The sequence below is a fragment of the Mesorhizobium sp. WSM4887 genome (genome assembly GCF_029625865.1).
Taxonomy (GTDB): domain Bacteria; phylum Pseudomonadota; class Alphaproteobacteria; order Rhizobiales; family Rhizobiaceae; genus Mesorhizobium.
The window spans coordinates 837,192-852,475 of the sequence record NZ_JARTVP010000001.1; the positions used below are offsets into that span (position 1 = coordinate 837,192).

At 64.7% G+C, this 15,284-nt stretch carries 12 protein-coding genes; 1 reads left to right on the forward strand and 11 read right to left on the reverse strand.

What is annotated here, in order from left to right; translation table 11 throughout:
* Positions 1-91 precede the first annotated feature (91 nt).
* Positions 92-1,936 (forward strand): aminopeptidase P family protein, encoded by a 1,845-nt coding sequence (locus P9230_RS04065; RefSeq protein WP_095824914.1) that lies wholly within the window; start codon positions 92-94, stop codon positions 1,934-1,936.
* Between the two features lie 3 nt (positions 1,937-1,939).
* Here the strand turns inward: P9230_RS04065 and P9230_RS04070 are convergent, their stop codons facing one another.
* The 11 genes from P9230_RS04070 to P9230_RS04120 all read right to left on the reverse strand — a co-directional run bounded on the left by P9230_RS04070 (position 1,940) and on the right by P9230_RS04120 (position 15,101).
* Positions 1,940-2,236 carry an AzlD family protein gene (locus tag P9230_RS04070; protein ID WP_067329066.1) on the reverse strand — a complete coding sequence of 99 codons (297 nt, stop codon included), beginning with the start codon at positions 2,234-2,236 and terminating at the stop codon, positions 1,940-1,942.
* Positions 2,233-2,961: an AzlC family ABC transporter permease gene (locus tag P9230_RS04075; RefSeq protein ID WP_095802426.1), complete on the reverse strand. Its 729-nt coding sequence runs from the start codon at positions 2,959-2,961 to the stop codon at positions 2,233-2,235. Before P9230_RS04075 ends, P9230_RS04070 begins: the two co-directional genes overlap by 4 nt.
* Before the next feature lie 106 nt (positions 2,962-3,067).
* Positions 3,068-3,754: a TIGR02453 family protein gene (locus tag P9230_RS04080; RefSeq protein WP_067329064.1), complete on the reverse strand. Its 687-nt coding sequence runs from the start codon at positions 3,752-3,754 to the stop codon at positions 3,068-3,070.
* Positions 3,754-5,961 carry an NAD-dependent DNA ligase LigA gene (ligA, locus tag P9230_RS04085; RefSeq protein WP_278117533.1) on the reverse strand — a complete coding sequence of 736 codons (2,208 nt, stop codon included), beginning with the start codon at positions 5,959-5,961 and terminating at the stop codon, positions 3,754-3,756. Before ligA ends, P9230_RS04080 begins: the two co-directional genes overlap by 1 nt.
* Before the next feature lie 138 nt (positions 5,962-6,099).
* Entirely contained in the window at positions 6,100-7,773 is a 1,674-nt protein-coding gene (gene recN, locus P9230_RS04090) for a DNA repair protein RecN (RefSeq protein WP_095802423.1), read from the reverse strand.
* 8 nt (positions 7,774-7,781) lie between these two features.
* Positions 7,782-8,651, reverse strand: coding sequence for an outer membrane protein assembly factor BamD (locus P9230_RS04095; RefSeq protein ID WP_066990991.1), 870 nt, complete (start codon positions 8,649-8,651; stop codon positions 7,782-7,784).
* Between the two features lie 201 nt (positions 8,652-8,852).
* The gene (lpxC, locus tag P9230_RS04100; RefSeq protein ID WP_278117535.1) at positions 8,853-9,800 is read right to left on the reverse strand and encodes a UDP-3-O-acyl-N-acetylglucosamine deacetylase; all 948 of its coding nucleotides are present in this window, start codon (positions 9,798-9,800) and stop codon (positions 8,853-8,855) included.
* Between the two features lie 421 nt (positions 9,801-10,221).
* Complete coding sequence (gene ftsZ / locus P9230_RS04105; protein WP_067329056.1) at positions 10,222-11,877, reverse strand: cell division protein FtsZ; 1,656 nt, start codon at positions 11,875-11,877, stop codon at positions 10,222-10,224.
* A gap of 67 nt (positions 11,878-11,944) precedes the next feature.
* Positions 11,945-13,249, reverse strand: a complete 1,305-nt coding sequence (ftsA, locus tag P9230_RS04110) for a cell division protein FtsA (RefSeq protein WP_278117537.1) — start codon at positions 13,247-13,249, stop codon at positions 11,945-11,947.
* Entirely contained in the window at positions 13,246-14,187 is a 942-nt protein-coding gene (locus tag P9230_RS04115) for a cell division protein FtsQ/DivIB (protein WP_095828963.1), read from the reverse strand. Before P9230_RS04115 ends, ftsA begins: the two co-directional genes overlap by 4 nt.
* On the reverse strand, positions 14,175-15,101 hold the full coding sequence (locus P9230_RS04120) for a D-alanine--D-alanine ligase (RefSeq protein ID WP_066990754.1): 927 nt from the start codon (positions 15,099-15,101) through the stop codon (positions 14,175-14,177). Before P9230_RS04120 ends, P9230_RS04115 begins: the two co-directional genes overlap by 13 nt.
* Positions 15,102-15,284: the final 183 nt, after the last annotated feature.

The window sequence follows — 15,284 nt, forward strand, 5'->3', positions numbered from 1 at the left end:
GGATCGTTCAAGACTGGCCCTGTCGAAATCGATTCCGGTTTCGAAGACCTTGCGCTACGGTCGCGCGAGCCATTCGAGGAGATGCGGAAAAATGTTCCAGACCTTTGATTCCGCCGGCGATCCGGCTGTCGGCAAGCCGCGCGTGGCGACGCTGCGCCAATGGCTGGCCGAGAACAAGCTGGACGGCTTCATGGTGCCGCGCGCCGACGAGCATCAGGGCGAATATGTCGCCGACCGGTCGGCCCGGCTGAAATGGCTGACCGGCTTTTCCGGCTCAGCCGGCGTCGCCATCATCCTGCGCGACCGCGCCTTCATCTTCGTTGACGGCCGCTACACGCTGCAGGTGCGCAATGAGGTCGATCTTTCGATCTTCACCGTCGAGAGCCTCGTCGACAATCCGCCGGCCTCCTGGATCAAGGACAATCTCGGCAAAGGGGCCAGGCTCGGCTTCGACCCGTGGCTGCACACGATCGGCGAGATCAAGGCATTGAAAGCCTCGGCCGAGCAGTCCGGCGCGACACTGGTGCCGCTCGAGAAGAATCCGATCGATATCATCTGGGAAGATCAGCCCGAGCCGCCGCGCGCACCCGTGGAACTCCATCCGATCGCCTTCGCCGGCGAGCTCGCCAAGGACAAGCTGGCGCGGCTGGCGGGCGCGATCGAAAAGGAGGGCGCGACGCACGCCGTGCTCACCGACCCTTCTTCCATCGCCTGGGCCTTCAACATCCGCGGCGGTGACGTGGCGCATACGCCGCTGGCGCTCGGCTTCGCGATTCTTGCCGCCGACGGCAAGCATCAACTCTTTATGGACCAGCGCAAATTTTCGCGCCAGGTCGCGGCTTATCTCACCCAGCTCGCCGATCCGCACGACCCAGGCGAATTCGAATCGGCGGTCGCCAACCTCGCCAAGGGCGGCGCAAAAATCGCGCTCGATCCCGTTTTGGCGGCGGAAAAGCTCAAGATGCTGGTCGAGGGCAATGGCGGCATCGTTGTCTCTGCGCCAGACCCCGCTCGCATTCCGCGCGCCACCAAGAACCACGCCGAGGTCGCCGGCAGCCGCGCCGCGCATCGTCGCGACGGCGCCGCCATTGCCAAGCTGCTCTGCTGGCTCGACCGGCAGCAACCGGATACGCTCGACGAGATCGACGTCGTGACCAAACTCGAGGAGGTGCGGCGGCAGACCGGCGAGGAAACACAGATGCCGCTGCGCGACGTCTCCTTCGACACGATTTCCGGCGCCGGCCCGAACGGCGCCATCATGCACTACCGCGTCTCCCGCGCCACCAGCCGCAAGCTGCAAAGCGGCGAGCTGTTCCTGCTCGATTCCGGCGGACAATACCAGGACGGCACCACCGACATCACCCGCACCGTGCCGATCGGCCAGCCGACCGAAGAGATGCGCGAGCGCTTCACGCTGGTGCTGAAGGGCATGATCGGCATCTCGACGCTGCGCTTTCCGGCCGGCACGCGCGGTTCGGAAATCGATGCCGTCGCCCGCGTGGCCCTGTGGAAGCATGGCTGCGACTTCGCCCACGGCACCGGCCATGGCGTCGGCTCTTACCTCGCCGTGCATGAGGGCCCGCAGCGCATCGCCCGCACCGGCACCGAAAAACTGCTTGCCGGCATGATGCTGTCCAATGAGCCGGGCTATTACAAGGAAGGCTCCTACGGCATTCGCATCGAGAACCTGATCCTGGTCACGCCTGCCGAGCAGATCGAGGGCGGCGACATCGCCATGCACGGCTTCGAGACGCTGACGCTGGCGCCGATCGACAAGCGCCTCATCCGCAGTGACCTGCTGACCCGCGACGAACTGCACTGGCTCGACCAGTATCACGCGCGGGTTCTGGCCGAGATCGGTCCGATGGTGGACGGCGAGACGCTGGCCTGGCTGGAGAAAGCCACGGCGCCGCTGCCGCACGACGCCAAGATCTGACTTCTAGCCGACGAACTGCCTGGCCAGAATCAGCACCGCGGCACCGGCCAAAAACATCGCCATCAGGCCGCCGCGCAGCGACACCAGCGCGGTGACGATCAGCGCTGCCCATTCGGCCGGTCCGGCGCCGAGCGCGGCAGGTGCCACAAGTGTCGTCAGCACAGCGGCCGGCACGGCGTTGAGGCCGGCCTCGACACGCGGGTGGACGGTCTCGAAGCGCGAGATGACGAGATGGCCGCCGACGCGCGTGAGATAGGTGGCGACGGCGCCGGCGAGGATGATCCAGAAGGTCGTGCTCATGTGCGCTGCCCCACGCCGCTATGATGCGGCGGCAGAATGACCGCCAGAAGGACGCCGGCAATGGCGCCGATCGAGACATGCCAGGGCGAGCCGACCGTCTTGTAGGCGACGATCGAGGCGGCCGCGCTGGCGACGACCACCGGCAGCCACAGCGGCCGCTTGCGGAAGCCGAGAACCAGGCCGAGGAAATAGATCGGCAGCAGGAAATCGATGCCCAGAGCATGGGTATCCGGGATCATCTTGCCGAAGACCGCGCCGAGCGCGCTTTCGGCCACCCAGAACACATAGACCGGCAGGCCGAGCCCGAGATACCAGACGAACCCGACCGATTGGCCGGACGCCGCGCGCGCCTCGGCCACGGCATATTGCGGATCGGTCAGGATGAAATAGCCCAGCGCTTGCTGCAGCAGCGGCCAATGCGCCATGCGCCGGCCGATGCCGGCGGAATAGAGCACGTGACGGAAATTCACCGCGAAGATCGAGAGCACGATCAGCCAGGGCGCGACATGCTGGCCGAACAATTCGATGCCGACCATCTGGCTGGCGCCGCCGAAGATCAGCGCGCTCATGAGGAATGCTTCCAGGACCGAAAACCCGTTGTCCACGGCAATCGCGCCGAACAGGATCGCGAACGGCGCGGAGGCGACGACGACCGGCATCGACAGCCGCACGCCGTCCCAGAAATCGCTCCTCGCACGGCTTTCGGAGATTGCTTCCGCCGTCATCCAACTGCTCCCTTGAGCGGCTTGATTTAGGGAGCGTCGCCCCGCTTGTCACACCAATTCGCTTGAGCCGACGATCAGCGGAACTGATTGCCGGGCTTTGAGCGGCTCAGGCAGCCTTGCCCTGGATCGCCCTGCCCCAATCGAGCAGCGGCTTGGCGCGCAAGGTGAAGCCGACGAGATCGTCAACTAACGCCGCCATGCAGATGGTTTCGGGATCAATATTATGCCGCACCACGAAATGGCGGTTGCGGACTGCTTGCGCGAGATCGGCTTCGCTGACGTCCTCGAAACCACGCGGCGCGCGCTTCAGGCAATCTTCCCTATCCAGCTCCAGCCCAGTCTTTTTCAGCGCTGAAACCATGGCGCGGAAGGCGGCCGGCTTCGTCACGATCGCCTTGCGCATCGCCTGCAGCAACTCCGGTCCGGGCTGCCACCAGGCGACGCCGGCAAAGCAGCGCTCGAGGCCGATATGCACATAGAACACGCCCTGCTCCATCTTGGTGCCGTCTGGCGACAGGATTGCCGACAGGTGCCGATTATAGGGGCGCTTGTCCTTGGAGAAGCGAACGTCGCGATTGATGCGGAACAGCGACTTCTTGCGGTCGCCGCGCAGGCCAAGTCCCGCCGCCGCGAAACGCTCGCTGAGCGCTTCGACGAGATCGCAGAACGGCTCGTGCAGCTCACTCTCGTAGAGACCGCGGTTTTCCTGAAACCATTCGCGGCTCTGGTGGAAGTCGAGCGCCTTGAGGAACGGAATGGCCTTCTCGCCAAAACCCTTGAACGCTCCGGCCATCAGCCGCCCCTGCCGATGCGCTGCAGCCAGGTGTCCTCGTCGATCACCTCGATGCCGAGATCGCTCGCAACCTTGAGCTTGGAGCCGGCGCCCGGACCCGCCACCACCAGATCGGTCTTGGCCGAAACCGAGCCGGCGACCTTCGCCCCCAGGCGCTCCGCCATCGCCTTGGCCTCGGAGCGCGTCATCTTTTCCAGCGTGCCGGTGAACACCACCGTCTTCCCGGATACCTCGCTGCCGGCCGAGATCTCGACCACATAGGGCTTGGGATGGACTTGCGCCAGCAGCGCATCGAGCACGTCGTCATTGCGCTCATTGCCGAAGAAGTCGCGCAAGGCGTTGATGACGGTGTCGCCGATGCCGTTGATCGACGGGAACACGTCATGCGGATCCTCCGCCTTCGCCGTCTCCTTGCCGACGCGGATCAGTTCCTCGATGGTCGAGAACTGGCGGGCAAGCACCGCCGCCGTCGTCTCGCCGATATGGCGGATGCCGAGCGCGAAGATGAAGCGGTCGAGCTCCGGCTCGCGGCGCGCGTCGATGGCTGCGAACAGTTTGTCGAGGCCTTCGTAGTTGCGATCTTCGATGCTGCGCACATTCTTGCGCGTCTTGCCCGATGCGGCCTCGCGCAGTCTGGCCTGCTCCTCACGCCGCTCCGCCAACGCCTTGGTGACGGCCGGCCGGCGGTCCTTCAGCGTAAAGATGTCGGCGGCGGTCTTCACCAACCCGGCATTGAAGAACAGGTCGATGTTCTCGGCGCCGAGGCCCTCGATATCGAGCGCGCCGCGCGACACGAAGTGGCGCAGCCCCTCCACGGCCTGCGCTGCGCAGATCAGCTCGCCGGTGCAGCGGCGCCGCGAATCCTCCTTGCCGGTCTTCTCGTTGATCTCGCGCGTCGCCGGCGAGCCGCAGACCGGGCAGGTGTGCGGGAACTCATACGGCACCGCATCGGCCAGCCGCTTGTCGATGAGGACCCTGACGATCTGCGGGATGACGTCCCCTGCCCGCTGGATCACCACCGTGTCGCCGATGCGAACGTCAATGCCGTCGCGGATCGGCTGCCCGTTGCTGTCAAAACCCTTGATGTAATCTTCATTGTGCAGCGTGACGTTTTCCACCACCACGCCGCCGACCGTCACCGGCGCCAGCCGCGCCACCGGCGCCAACGTGCCGGTGCGGCCCACCTGGATGTCGATCTTCTCGACCGTCGTCATCGCCTGTTCGGCCGGGAATTTGTGGGCAACTGCCCAGCGCGGCTCGCCGGTCACAAAACCCCAGCGGCGCTGTAGCTCGAGCTGGTCGACCTTGTAGACGACGCCGTCGATGTCGTAACCCAGCGAAGAACGCTGTTCCTCGATCCGGTGGTAGTGCCCGATGAGGTCGTCGATCGACCTTGCCCGCACCATCAGCGGACTGATCTTGAAGCCCCATTCCTGGAACTTCTGCACGGAATCGTACTGGGTCGGAGCGGGATCCGCCGTCGTGTAGCCCCAGGCATAGGCGAAGAATTTCAGATTGCGGCTGGCGGTGACGGCTGGATCCTTCTGGCGCAGCGACCCGGCCGCCGTGTTGCGCGGATTGACATAGTCCTGGCCGCCGATAGCTGCCGAGCGCTGCTTCAACGCCTCGAACTCCGCGTAGGTCATGTAGACCTCGCCGCGGATTTCGATGACCTCCGGCCAGCCAAAGCCCTGCAACTTCTTCGGGATGTCGGCGATGGTCTTGAGATTGGCGGTGATGTCCTCGCCGACCGCGCCGTCGCCGCGTGTCGCGCCTTGCACGAAGATGCCGTTTTCGTAGCGCAGCGATGCCGACAGCCCGTCGATCTTCGGCTCCGCCGTGAAGGCGATATCGAGGTCCTTGTCGCGGTCGAAGAAGCGCCGGCCACGCTCGATGAAATCGGCCACGTCCTGGTCGGTATAGGCCTTGGCGAGGCTCAGCATCGGCACAGCATGCCGCACCTTGGTGAAGCCTTCCGCCGGCGGCGCGCCGACCCGACGCGACGGCGAATCCTCGCGAACGAGATCGGGAAAGCGCCCCTCGATGGCAAGGTTGCGCCGCGCCAATGCGTCGTATTCGGCGTCCGAAATCGTCGGCGCATCCTCCGTGTGGTAGCGCCGGTCGTGCTCGGCGATCTCCGCCGCCAGCCGCTTCAGCTCCTCCGCGGCCTCGCTTTCGCTCAGCGAATCGACTGGTTTTTCAGACATGAAGCGCGGTCCTCGAATTGTGGCGGGCCACTATAAATCAGGATTCGGTATGGAGGAGTCGGCTTGCGCAAAAATCATTGCCGAACAGCAGGATGCAGCCACCTGCTGACTCGGCATTCCAGCCGGGGATCAAGAAGCCTAGGCTGCCGCCGTGTTCTCGCGCAGCAACCGCTCAGCGGCGGCGCGCGCTTCATCGGTGATGGTGGCGCCGGCCAGCATGCGCGCGATCTCTTCCTGGCGCGCCGCGCGATCCATTTCGGCAACGCCGGTTGCGACACGGTCCTTGCCGCCGGACTTCGAGATTAGAAAATGCGTCGCGGCGCGCGCCGCCACTTGCGGCGCATGCGTGACCGAAAGCACCTGCACCCGCTTCGACAGCCTCGCCAGCCGCTGACCGATGGCGTCGGCCACGGCGCCGCCGACGCCGGTGTCGATCTCGTCGAAGACTAGGGTCGGCGCCGAGCCGCGGTCGGCAAGCGCCACCTTCAGGGCCAGAAGGAAGCGCGACAGCTCGCCGCCGGACGCAACCTTCATCATCGGCCCGGGCCGTGTGCCCGGATTGGTGCGCACCCAGAACTCGACCTGGTCGATGCCTTCTTCCATGCGGCCATCGGCATCGCTCACCATCTCGACGATGAACTCCGCCCGCTCGAGCTTGAGGGCCGGCAGTTCGGCCATCACCGCCTTGGTGAGGCCCGCCGCCGCCGCATGGCGCAGCGAAGAGAGCTGCGCCGCGGCTATGTCGTAAGCTTCGCGCGCGGCGGCTGCTTGTTTCTGCAGCCCGTGCAGGCGTTCCTCGCCCGCATCGAGATCGGCAAGGTCGGCCGCCATCGTGTCGCGCAGCTGCGCCAGATCGTCGACCGCGACATTGTGCTTGCGTGAGGCCGCGCGCAGCGAGAACAGCCGCTCTTCGGCCTTTTCCAGGCGCTGCGGATCGTATTCGGTGGCGCGTAGTGCTGTCTGGACGCCGGACTGCGCCGCGTCGAGCGAGATCATTGCCTCGTCCAGCGACTTGACCACATCGTCGAGCAGGCCCGGCACCTCACCCGATTTGCGCTGCAGCCGCCTGAGCAGGCTGGCGAGCTGCGGCAGGGGCGAAGACGGCCCCGACAGCACATCCTGCGCATCGTGAATCTCGGACGCGATCTTTTCGGCGCGCATCATCTGGGCGCGTAATTCGGCAAGCTCGGTCTCTTCGCCCGGCTGCGGATCGAGCTTCGCCAACTCGGCGACCGAGGCCCTGAGATAATCGGCCTCGCGCGCCGCCGCCTCGACCTTGGCGCGGTGCCGCGAAAGCTCCTGTTCGCAGTTCCGCCAATAGCGCCAGGCTTCGCCCGTCCCGCGCACGGCGCCGAGATGGCCGCCGAAACTATCCAGCAATTCGCGGTGGGCGCCGGGATCGACGAGCGCCCGCTCGTCATGCTGGCCGTGTATCTCGACCAGCGCGCGGCCGACGTCGCGCATCAGGGTCACGCTGGACGGCTGATCATTGACGAAAACGCGGGTGCGGCCGTCGGCGGTCTGCACGCGGCGCAGGATGATGTCGCCATCATCCTCGATGTCGTTGTCAGCAAGCAGCGCGCGCGCCGGGTGGTTGCGCGGCACGTCGAACACGGCGATGACCTGGCCCTGCGCCGCGCCATGGCGGACGAGCGAAGCGTCGCCGCGCGCGCCAAGCGCCAGCGACAGCGCATCGAGCAGGATGGATTTGCCGGCGCCGGTCTCGCCGGTCAGCACCGAAAGCCCAGGCAAGAAGTCGATGTCCAGCTTCTCGATCAGGACGATATCGCGGATCGACAGTCTGGACAGCATCAGAAGTGTCAGGCGCCGGTGATCAGCTTCCCGGCCTTGGAGATCCACGACCCGGCATTCTCGCGCGGTTCAAGCCCGTTGCTCTGCAGGAGCTTGTAGGAATCCTTGTACCACTGGCTGTCCGGATAGTTGTGGCCGAGCACCGCTGCGGCTGTCTGCGCTTCCGAAGTCAGGCCCATCGCGTAGTAGGCTTCGGTCAGTCGCGCGAGCGCCTCCTCGACATGGCGCGTGTTGGAGTAGTTCTCGACCACGGTGCGGAAGCGCTTGACGGCGGCGATATATTCGCGGCGTTCCAGATAGTAGCGGCCGATCTGCATCTCTTTGCCGGCGAGCTGGTCGGTGGCAAAGCGGATCTTGTCCTTGGCGTCGTCGACATACTCGGAATTCGGCCAGCGGGTCACCAGGTCCTGCATGGTCTGCACCGTCTGGCGCGCTTCCTTCTGGTCCTGGGTGACGTCCTTGATCTGCCGGTAGTAGCTCAAGCCGATGATGTACTGCGCATAGGCGGCATCGTCGGTTGACGGATAGAGCGTCAGGTAACGTTTGGCGGAACCGATCGCCTCGTCATAGTTGCCGGCGCGATAATCGGCGAAGGCGCCCATCACCATCGATTTGCGGGCGAATTCCGAGTAGGGATGCTGGCGGTCGACGGCGTCGAACTTCTTGCTCGCCTCATCGAGGCGGCCGGCATTCAGATTGGCGAGGCCCTGGTTGTAGAGAACGTCTGCGGGTTCGGTGTGGTCGACATAGGTCGCCAGATTGACGTCCTTTTCGGAGGACATGCAGGCCGACAGCATGAGCGACGGGGCGACCAACGAAAACGCCAGGAAAACAGCCCGATACGGCGCCTTCGATTGACCAACTCGCGAAAAAAACATGTTTGGATTCCGCCCTTTCGGCGTCGTTTCGGTCCCGGCCGCAGCCATAAACCATTATCCCCTTGCCCGGCAACGCTATGTCCGGCCAATCGCACATTTTTGTGGCGGTTTGGGACCGTCCCCAAAGCCGCTCGATTTCACGGGTTTGTGATGCATTTGCGCAACACCGGCTTCGCTACAAAGCCAGAAAATCGTTAAAAATCAGATGACCCAGGGCGCGTAGACCGGTCCGCTGACGGCGATCATTTCGGCGACCCGGCCGCGCTCGCGGCGCCGCGTCTCGACGATCTCGAAGGCCGTACGGTCCGAAAGCAGGCGGCGCAGCGCCGCCGCGTTCATCCGATGGCCGCCACGATAGGAGCGGAAGCAGCCGATGAAGCGCGCGCCGGCAAGCGCCAGGTCGCCCATGGCGTCGAGCGTCTTGTGGCGGGCGAATTCGTTCGGATAGCGCAGTCCGCCGACATTGATGACGCGGTTGTCGTCGCCGATGACCAGCGAGTTCTCCAGCGACGACCCGAGCGCGTAGCCGGCGGCCCACAGCCGCTCGACATCCTTCATGAAGCCGAAGGTGCGGGCCCGCGCGATGTCGCGGCGGAAGATGTCGGGGTTGATGTCGGAGGCGAAGAGCTGGCGGCCGATGGCCGGGCTCTCGAAGTCGATCTCGACCTCGAATCGCATGCCGTCATAAGGGCGGAACTCGGCCCAGGATGCACCGGCTTCGACGCGGATCGGCTTGACCACGCGGATATAGCGGCGCTTCACCGAAAGCGTCTCGATCCCCGCCTGGTCGAAGGCTTCGACAAAGGCCACCGCGCTGCCGTCGAGAATGGGAACTTCCGGACCGTCGATCTCGATGATGAGATTGTCGATGCCAAGTCCGAACACCGTCGCCATGAGATGTTCGACGGTTCCGATATGCTGGCCGACCGGATCGCCGAGCATGGTGCACAGGTCGGTGGCGCCGACCTCGGAGACCAGCGCGCGGAACTCGCGGAACTCGCCGCCATTCGCGAGGTGGAACACGATGCCGGTATCGGCGTCGGCGGGCAGGAAATGAACGGTGACGGGCTTGCCGCTGTGGACGCCGGTGCCAGTCAGCGTCACGCGCGCCTTAACTGTCGTCTGATAGTCGTGCAAGACAAACCCCATAAGCCCAAACCGCCTGTGTCCGCTTGTCAGCCTTAGGCATTATGGCCCGACGGATCATCTGGCCTGCGCGCAAAAGCGGCGAATGAGCAAGGCAGCGGCTCTGATGTATCGGCAGGCAGGGCCAACTCCCCGAATCCCGGCAAACCGACTTTAGTCCGACGCGAAGATAGTGGCCCTTCTGGGAGACTCCAAATCACGGTTTCTTACCCCGTGTAACCGCTGCCCTGAGCGAAAAAACACTCGTAATGCGTTGTTTTTCTATAACTTTTAAAGGCAACAGACAGACGATCTCTCGCCCGCCTGTTAACAGCTGTTATATATCGTTAGTGTATGTTCCGCCCGAAAGTGCACAGCGGTTTTGGGAGAACGACATTATCAAACATTGCTTAAAGCGCGCCGCATAGGCGGCGCGCTTTAACGATTAGTTCGCCTGGCGACGCAGGAACGCCGGGATCTCCAGCTGGTCGTCTTCCTGCACCGTGCGGCTTTGAGGCGTGAGGCGCCCCTGGTCGTCGAGCTGGCCGCGGCGCGGCGCATAGAGCTGCGGGTCCTGGCTGGCGAGGCGGCGCATTTCCGGTGCCGCCTGGCGCAGTTTCGGCTCGCGCGGCTGCGCCGGCTGCAGCCGGGCCGGCTCTTCCTCGCGGCGGGTCAGGCCGTTGGTCAGCCGCTTGATCAGCCCCATCGGTCCGCTGTTCTCATGATCCGCAGGGCGGCTCTTGGCCTCCACCTCGGCCCTCACGACCGGTGGAAAGTCCTCGACGCGCGGCATGCGCTGCGGCGCTGCAGCCACAGGCTGCGGCATCTCGCGCTGCGGCGCGGGCTGCATGACCGGCTGCTGGGCGATCGGCTGCGGCTGAGGCTGGGCCGGCGGAGCCTGGAAGATCTTGCTCTGCGGGCGGAAGTCGTCGACCGGCGCGGGGCGCGGCTGTGCCATCGCGGCGGCGTTCGCCTCTGCAAGCTGGATCGCCTCGGCAACCGGATCGACGGCGCGCGGCTCGTAGGCCTGCTGCTGAACCGGTGCGGGACGGCTTTCCTGAACAGGTGCCGCGGGACGGGCGACCGGCTTCTGCGGCGCGCGGATGGAGATTGGCGCCGCGGCAATTTCGGCCGCCGACTTGTCGATGCCGGTAGCGACCACCGAGACGCGGATCACGCCTTCCAGTTCCTCGTCGAAGGTGGCGCCGAGGATAATGTTGGCGTCCTGGTCGACCTCCTCGCGGATCCGGGTCGCGGCTTCGTCGACCTCGAACAGGGTGAGGTCGCGGCCGCCGGTGATCGAGATCAGCAGGCCCTTGGCGCCCTTCATCGAGGTCTCGTCGAGCAGCGGGTTGGCGATCGCCGCCTCGGCGGCGGCCATGGCGCGGCCCTCGCCCGAAGCCTCGCCGGTGCCCATCATCGCCTTGCCCATCTCGCGCATCACCGAGCGGACGTCGGCGAAGTCGAGATTGATGAGGCCTTCCTTGACCATCAGGTCGGTGATGCAGGCAACGCCGGAGTAGAGCACCTGGTCGGCCATGGCGAAGGCATCGGCGAAGGTGGTCTTGTCGTTGGCCAGCCGGAACAGGTTCTGGTTGGGGATGACGATGAGCGTATCGACGCATTTCTGCAGTTCCTCGATGCCCATGTCGGCCGTCTTCATTCGGCGCTGGCCCTCGAAATGGAACGGCTTGGTGACGACGCCGACGGTGAGGATGCCCTTTTCGCGCGCCGCGCGGGCAACGACGGGTGCAGCGCCCGTGCCGGTGCCGCCGCCCATGCCGGCGGTGACGAAGCACATATGCGTGTTGGACAGATGATCGATGATCTCGTCGATGCACTCTTCCGCCGCCGCGCGGCCGACTTCCGGCTGCGAGCCGGCGCCGAGGCCTTCCGTGACATGCGCGCCGAGCTGAATCAGCCGCTCAGCCTTCGACATCGTCAGCGCCTGCGCGTCGGTGTTGGCCACCACGAACTCGACGCCGCGCAAGCCGGCTGTGATCATGTTGTTGACCGCGTTGCCGCCGCCGCCGCCGACACCGAACACGGTGATGCGTGGCTTAAGCTCGGTGATGTCCGGCTTCTTGAGATTGATGGTCATAGTCTCCGTCCTTTGCCTTTCCCGCCGCCTCGCCGCTGCGGCCGCCTTTGGGGCTGTCCCCGTCAAATTAAAAACTGTCTCTCAACCACTGACTCATGCGATGCAGTTTTCCGCCCGTTCCGGTCATCCTGAAACCGGAAAGTCCTTTCGCCGAATGGCTCTCGAAGCTCGCCATTTGAGGATAGATCAGAAGCCCGACCGGGGTCGAAAACGCCGGCCCCTTGGCCGCTTCCGGCAGGCCTGCCACGCCGAGCGGCCGGCCGATGCGCACGTTGCGCCCAAGAATGCGGCGCGCCGCCTCCGGCAGGCCCGCCAGTTGGCTGGCGCCGCCGGTGAGGACGACCCGTTTGCCGACGGCGTTGCCGTAGCCCGATTTGTTCAGCCGGTCGCGCAAAAGCTCGAGCGTCTCGTCGATGCGCGCCCGGATGATCCGCGTCATCACCGAGCGCGGGATCTGTAGCGGCAGCTCGCCCTCCTCGCCGATCGGCTGGATGGAAACCAGGTCGCGGTCGTCCGCACTGCCCGGCAGCGCAGAGCCATGCATCACCTTCAGCCGCTCGGCGGCGTCGAGCGAAGTCGACAGCCCCTTGGCCATGTCGAGCGTCACATGATTGCCGCCGATGGCGATGGCGTCGCCATGCACGAACTTGCCTTCCGAGAACACCGAGATCGTGGTCGTGCCGCCGCCCATATCGATGCAGGCCGCGCCCATTTCGAGCTCGTCGTCGACCAAAGCCGCGAGACCGCTGGCATAGGGCGTCGCCACCATGCGCTCGACCGACAGATGCGAGCGGTTGATGCAAAGCTCGAGATTGCGCATCGGCGCAGCATCGCCGGTCAGCACATGCATATCGACGCCCAGCGTCTCCCCGACCATACCGCGGGGATCCCGCACGCCGCGCTCGGCATCGAGCGAGAAGCCGACGGGAAGCGAATGAACCACCTCTCGCTCGGCCCGCAGCGCCTGCTTGGCGCCGGCAGCGAGCACGCGCTTGATGTCGGCTTCCTCGACCTGATGGCCGCCGAGATTGATGGTTGCCGAAAAGGCCTCGCTCTTCAGCCGGCCGGCCGTCATGTTGACGATAAGGGAATCGACGGTGAGCCCCGCCATGCGCTCGGCGGCGTCGACAGCGAGACGGATGGCATGCTCGGCGCGGTCGAGATCGACCACGACGCCCGACTTAACTCCCTGCGACTTCTGATGGCCGATGCCGATCACCTGGATGCGATGCGAGCGTCCGCGCAACAGCTTGCCGTCCTCGCGCGGCTTCAGCTTCGCCACCACGCAGCAGACCTTGCTCGAGCCGACATCGAGCACAGTCAGCGTGCCCGACCGGCGCGAGGCATCACCGCCGCCGCCAAGCCAGCTCATATCTTCGTCTCCGGCTTGCGTTTCGTCAGGGTCTTCGGCTTGTCGCTGAGCGCGGCTTCGCGCTGCGTCGCCGCTTCCGGCGAGAGCTCGACGACCAGGCGATCGGACAACCGCATGTCGACGGCAGCGATGTCGCGCGTCAACAGTCCGTTATCATGGTCAAGCTTGACGAGCTCGGCGATCGCCTGATCCTCGCCGTCTTCCGGCAGCTTCACGGTGATGCCGTTCTCCAGCTTGAGATCCCAGCGCCGCTCGCCGACACGGATATAGCCTTTGACCCGCGCCGCCAGCTCGGGATAGCGCTTGATCCTCTCGAGGAAATCCGGTGCCTTGGCCGGCGCGCCCGTGCCGATGATCAGCGGCAGCAAAGCCTGCTTGCCGCCCGAGAACGGCGCGATCACCTCGCCCGACCGCTCGATGACCGAAAGCGAATTGCCCTGCTGCCAGAGCGCGAAGGGCTCACGCTCCTCGACACGGACCTCGAGCGTATGAGGATAGATCTTGCGCACCGCCGCAACCTCGACCCAGGGCAACGTCGCGATGCGCTCGCGCGCAGCCTCGGCATCAAAGCCGATCAGCGACGTCCAGCCATCGAGGCCGAGGCGGTCCAGGATATCGATCTCGGAAGTCTGGCGATTGCCGACGACCTTGATCTGGTCGACGGCAAAACCGGTTCGGGCCGTCACGCCCTGCACGATGCTGTCGGCGTAGCCGCCGAGATAGGCCCCGTAGGCTCCGGCGGAAGCCAACAAGGCAGCCGAGAGGATCGCAGCCGAGAAGCGCGGCGCCTCGTACTCGCCATCGCAGAGACGGGCAAGCAAACGCACCGGCCGCCGCAGCTGGCGCGGCAACACGAAATTGTCGAACGATAGCGGCACGCCGAACAGCGCGGGCCCAGTCCCGCGGCCCTTGCCCTGGCCCCACCTCAACGCAGACACGAAGCGTCCTCCACCATCCAACTCAACAATTCGCCGAACGAATGCCCCGCTTGCGCGGCGATTTCAGGCACCAGAGACGTCGGCGTCATGCCCGGCTGGGTGTTGATCTCGAGCCAGACAACCTCGCCGTTTTCGGAGTGACGGTCGTCGTAACGGAAGTCCGACCGGGAAACGCCCCGGCAACCGATAGCAAGATGAGCCTTGAGGGCCAGTGTCTGTATTTTTTGGTAAATATTCGGTGAAATTTTTGCAGGGGTTTCGTGTTTTGATCCACCCGGGACGTACTTTGAATCGTAGTCGTAGAAGGAATGACCGGTCGGGATGATTTCACAGACCCCAAGCGCCACGTCACCCATCACCGCGCAGGTCAACTCGCGCCCGTGGATGTAGCGCTCGACCATGACGATCTCGCCATACTTCCATTCGGACGAGCCGATGACTTGCGGCGGATGCGACTGCCCCTCATGCACGATGACGACGCCGAAGCTCGAGCCTTCATTGACCGGCTTCACCACGTAAGGCGGCTTCATCGGATGCTTGTTCTGGACGGAGAAGCGGTTGACCACCTTCGATTCCGCGACGGGAATGCCCGACGCCTTGGCGACCTTCTTGGCCTGCTCCTTGTTCATGGCCAGCGCCGAAGCGAGCACACCCGAATGGGTGTAGGGAATTCCGAGATATTCGAGAATTCCCTGGATGGTGCCGTCCTCGCCGAACGGGCCATGCAGGGCGTTGAAGGCGACATCGGGCTTGAGCTCGGCAAGCACAGACCCGACATCGCGCGAAACATCGACGCGGGTGACCTGATAGCCTTCATTCTCGAGCGCATCCGCACATGCCTTCCCCGACGACAGAGACACGGGCCGCTCCGAGGAAAATCCCCCCAGGAGAACAGCCACATGCTTCTTCTTCATCCCGCCTTCCCCTTTCACGCCGGGCCTGCAACCAATATTTCCGCACGCAACATTTCCGCACATTGAGTCCGAGTCTTCCGGCAGGTTGCCCCCCCAGACGGAAAACGCGGGTAACGCGTCAAACGACTCAAATCAGGAAACGCTTTAGAGCAGAGAATCAGAGAGTTGATTCCCTGGCAAGTA

Bases quoted from the DNA above. Each gene is read 5' to 3' on its own strand.
- P9230_RS04065 (WP_095824914.1), top strand. From the start codon at position 92: ATGTTCCAGACCTTTGATTCCGCCGGCGATCCGGCTGTCGGCAAGCCG.
- P9230_RS04070 (WP_067329066.1), bottom strand. From the start codon at position 2,236: ATGAGCACGACCTTCTGGATCATCCTCGCCGGCGCCGTCGCCACCTAT.
- P9230_RS04075 (WP_095802426.1), bottom strand. From the start codon at position 2,961: ATGACGGCGGAAGCAATCTCCGAAAGCCGTGCGAGGAGCGATTTCTGG.
- P9230_RS04080 (WP_067329064.1), bottom strand. From the start codon at position 3,754: ATGGCCGGAGCGTTCAAGGGTTTTGGCGAGAAGGCCATTCCGTTCCTC.
- ligA (WP_278117533.1), bottom strand. From the start codon at position 5,961: ATGTCTGAAAAACCAGTCGATTCGCTGAGCGAAAGCGAGGCCGCGGAG.
- recN (WP_095802423.1), bottom strand. From the start codon at position 7,773: ATGCTGTCCAGACTGTCGATCCGCGATATCGTCCTGATCGAGAAGCTG.
- P9230_RS04095 (WP_066990991.1), bottom strand. From the start codon at position 8,651: ATGTTTTTTTCGCGAGTTGGTCAATCGAAGGCGCCGTATCGGGCTGTT.
- lpxC (WP_278117535.1), bottom strand. From the start codon at position 9,800: ATGGGGTTTGTCTTGCACGACTATCAGACGACAGTTAAGGCGCGCGTG.
- ftsZ (WP_067329056.1), bottom strand. From the start codon at position 11,877: ATGACCATCAATCTCAAGAAGCCGGACATCACCGAGCTTAAGCCACGC.
- ftsA (WP_278117537.1), bottom strand. From the start codon at position 13,249: ATGAGCTGGCTTGGCGGCGGCGGTGATGCCTCGCGCCGGTCGGGCACG.
- P9230_RS04120 (WP_066990754.1), bottom strand. From the start codon at position 15,101: ATGAAGAAGAAGCATGTGGCTGTTCTCCTGGGGGGATTTTCCTCGGAG.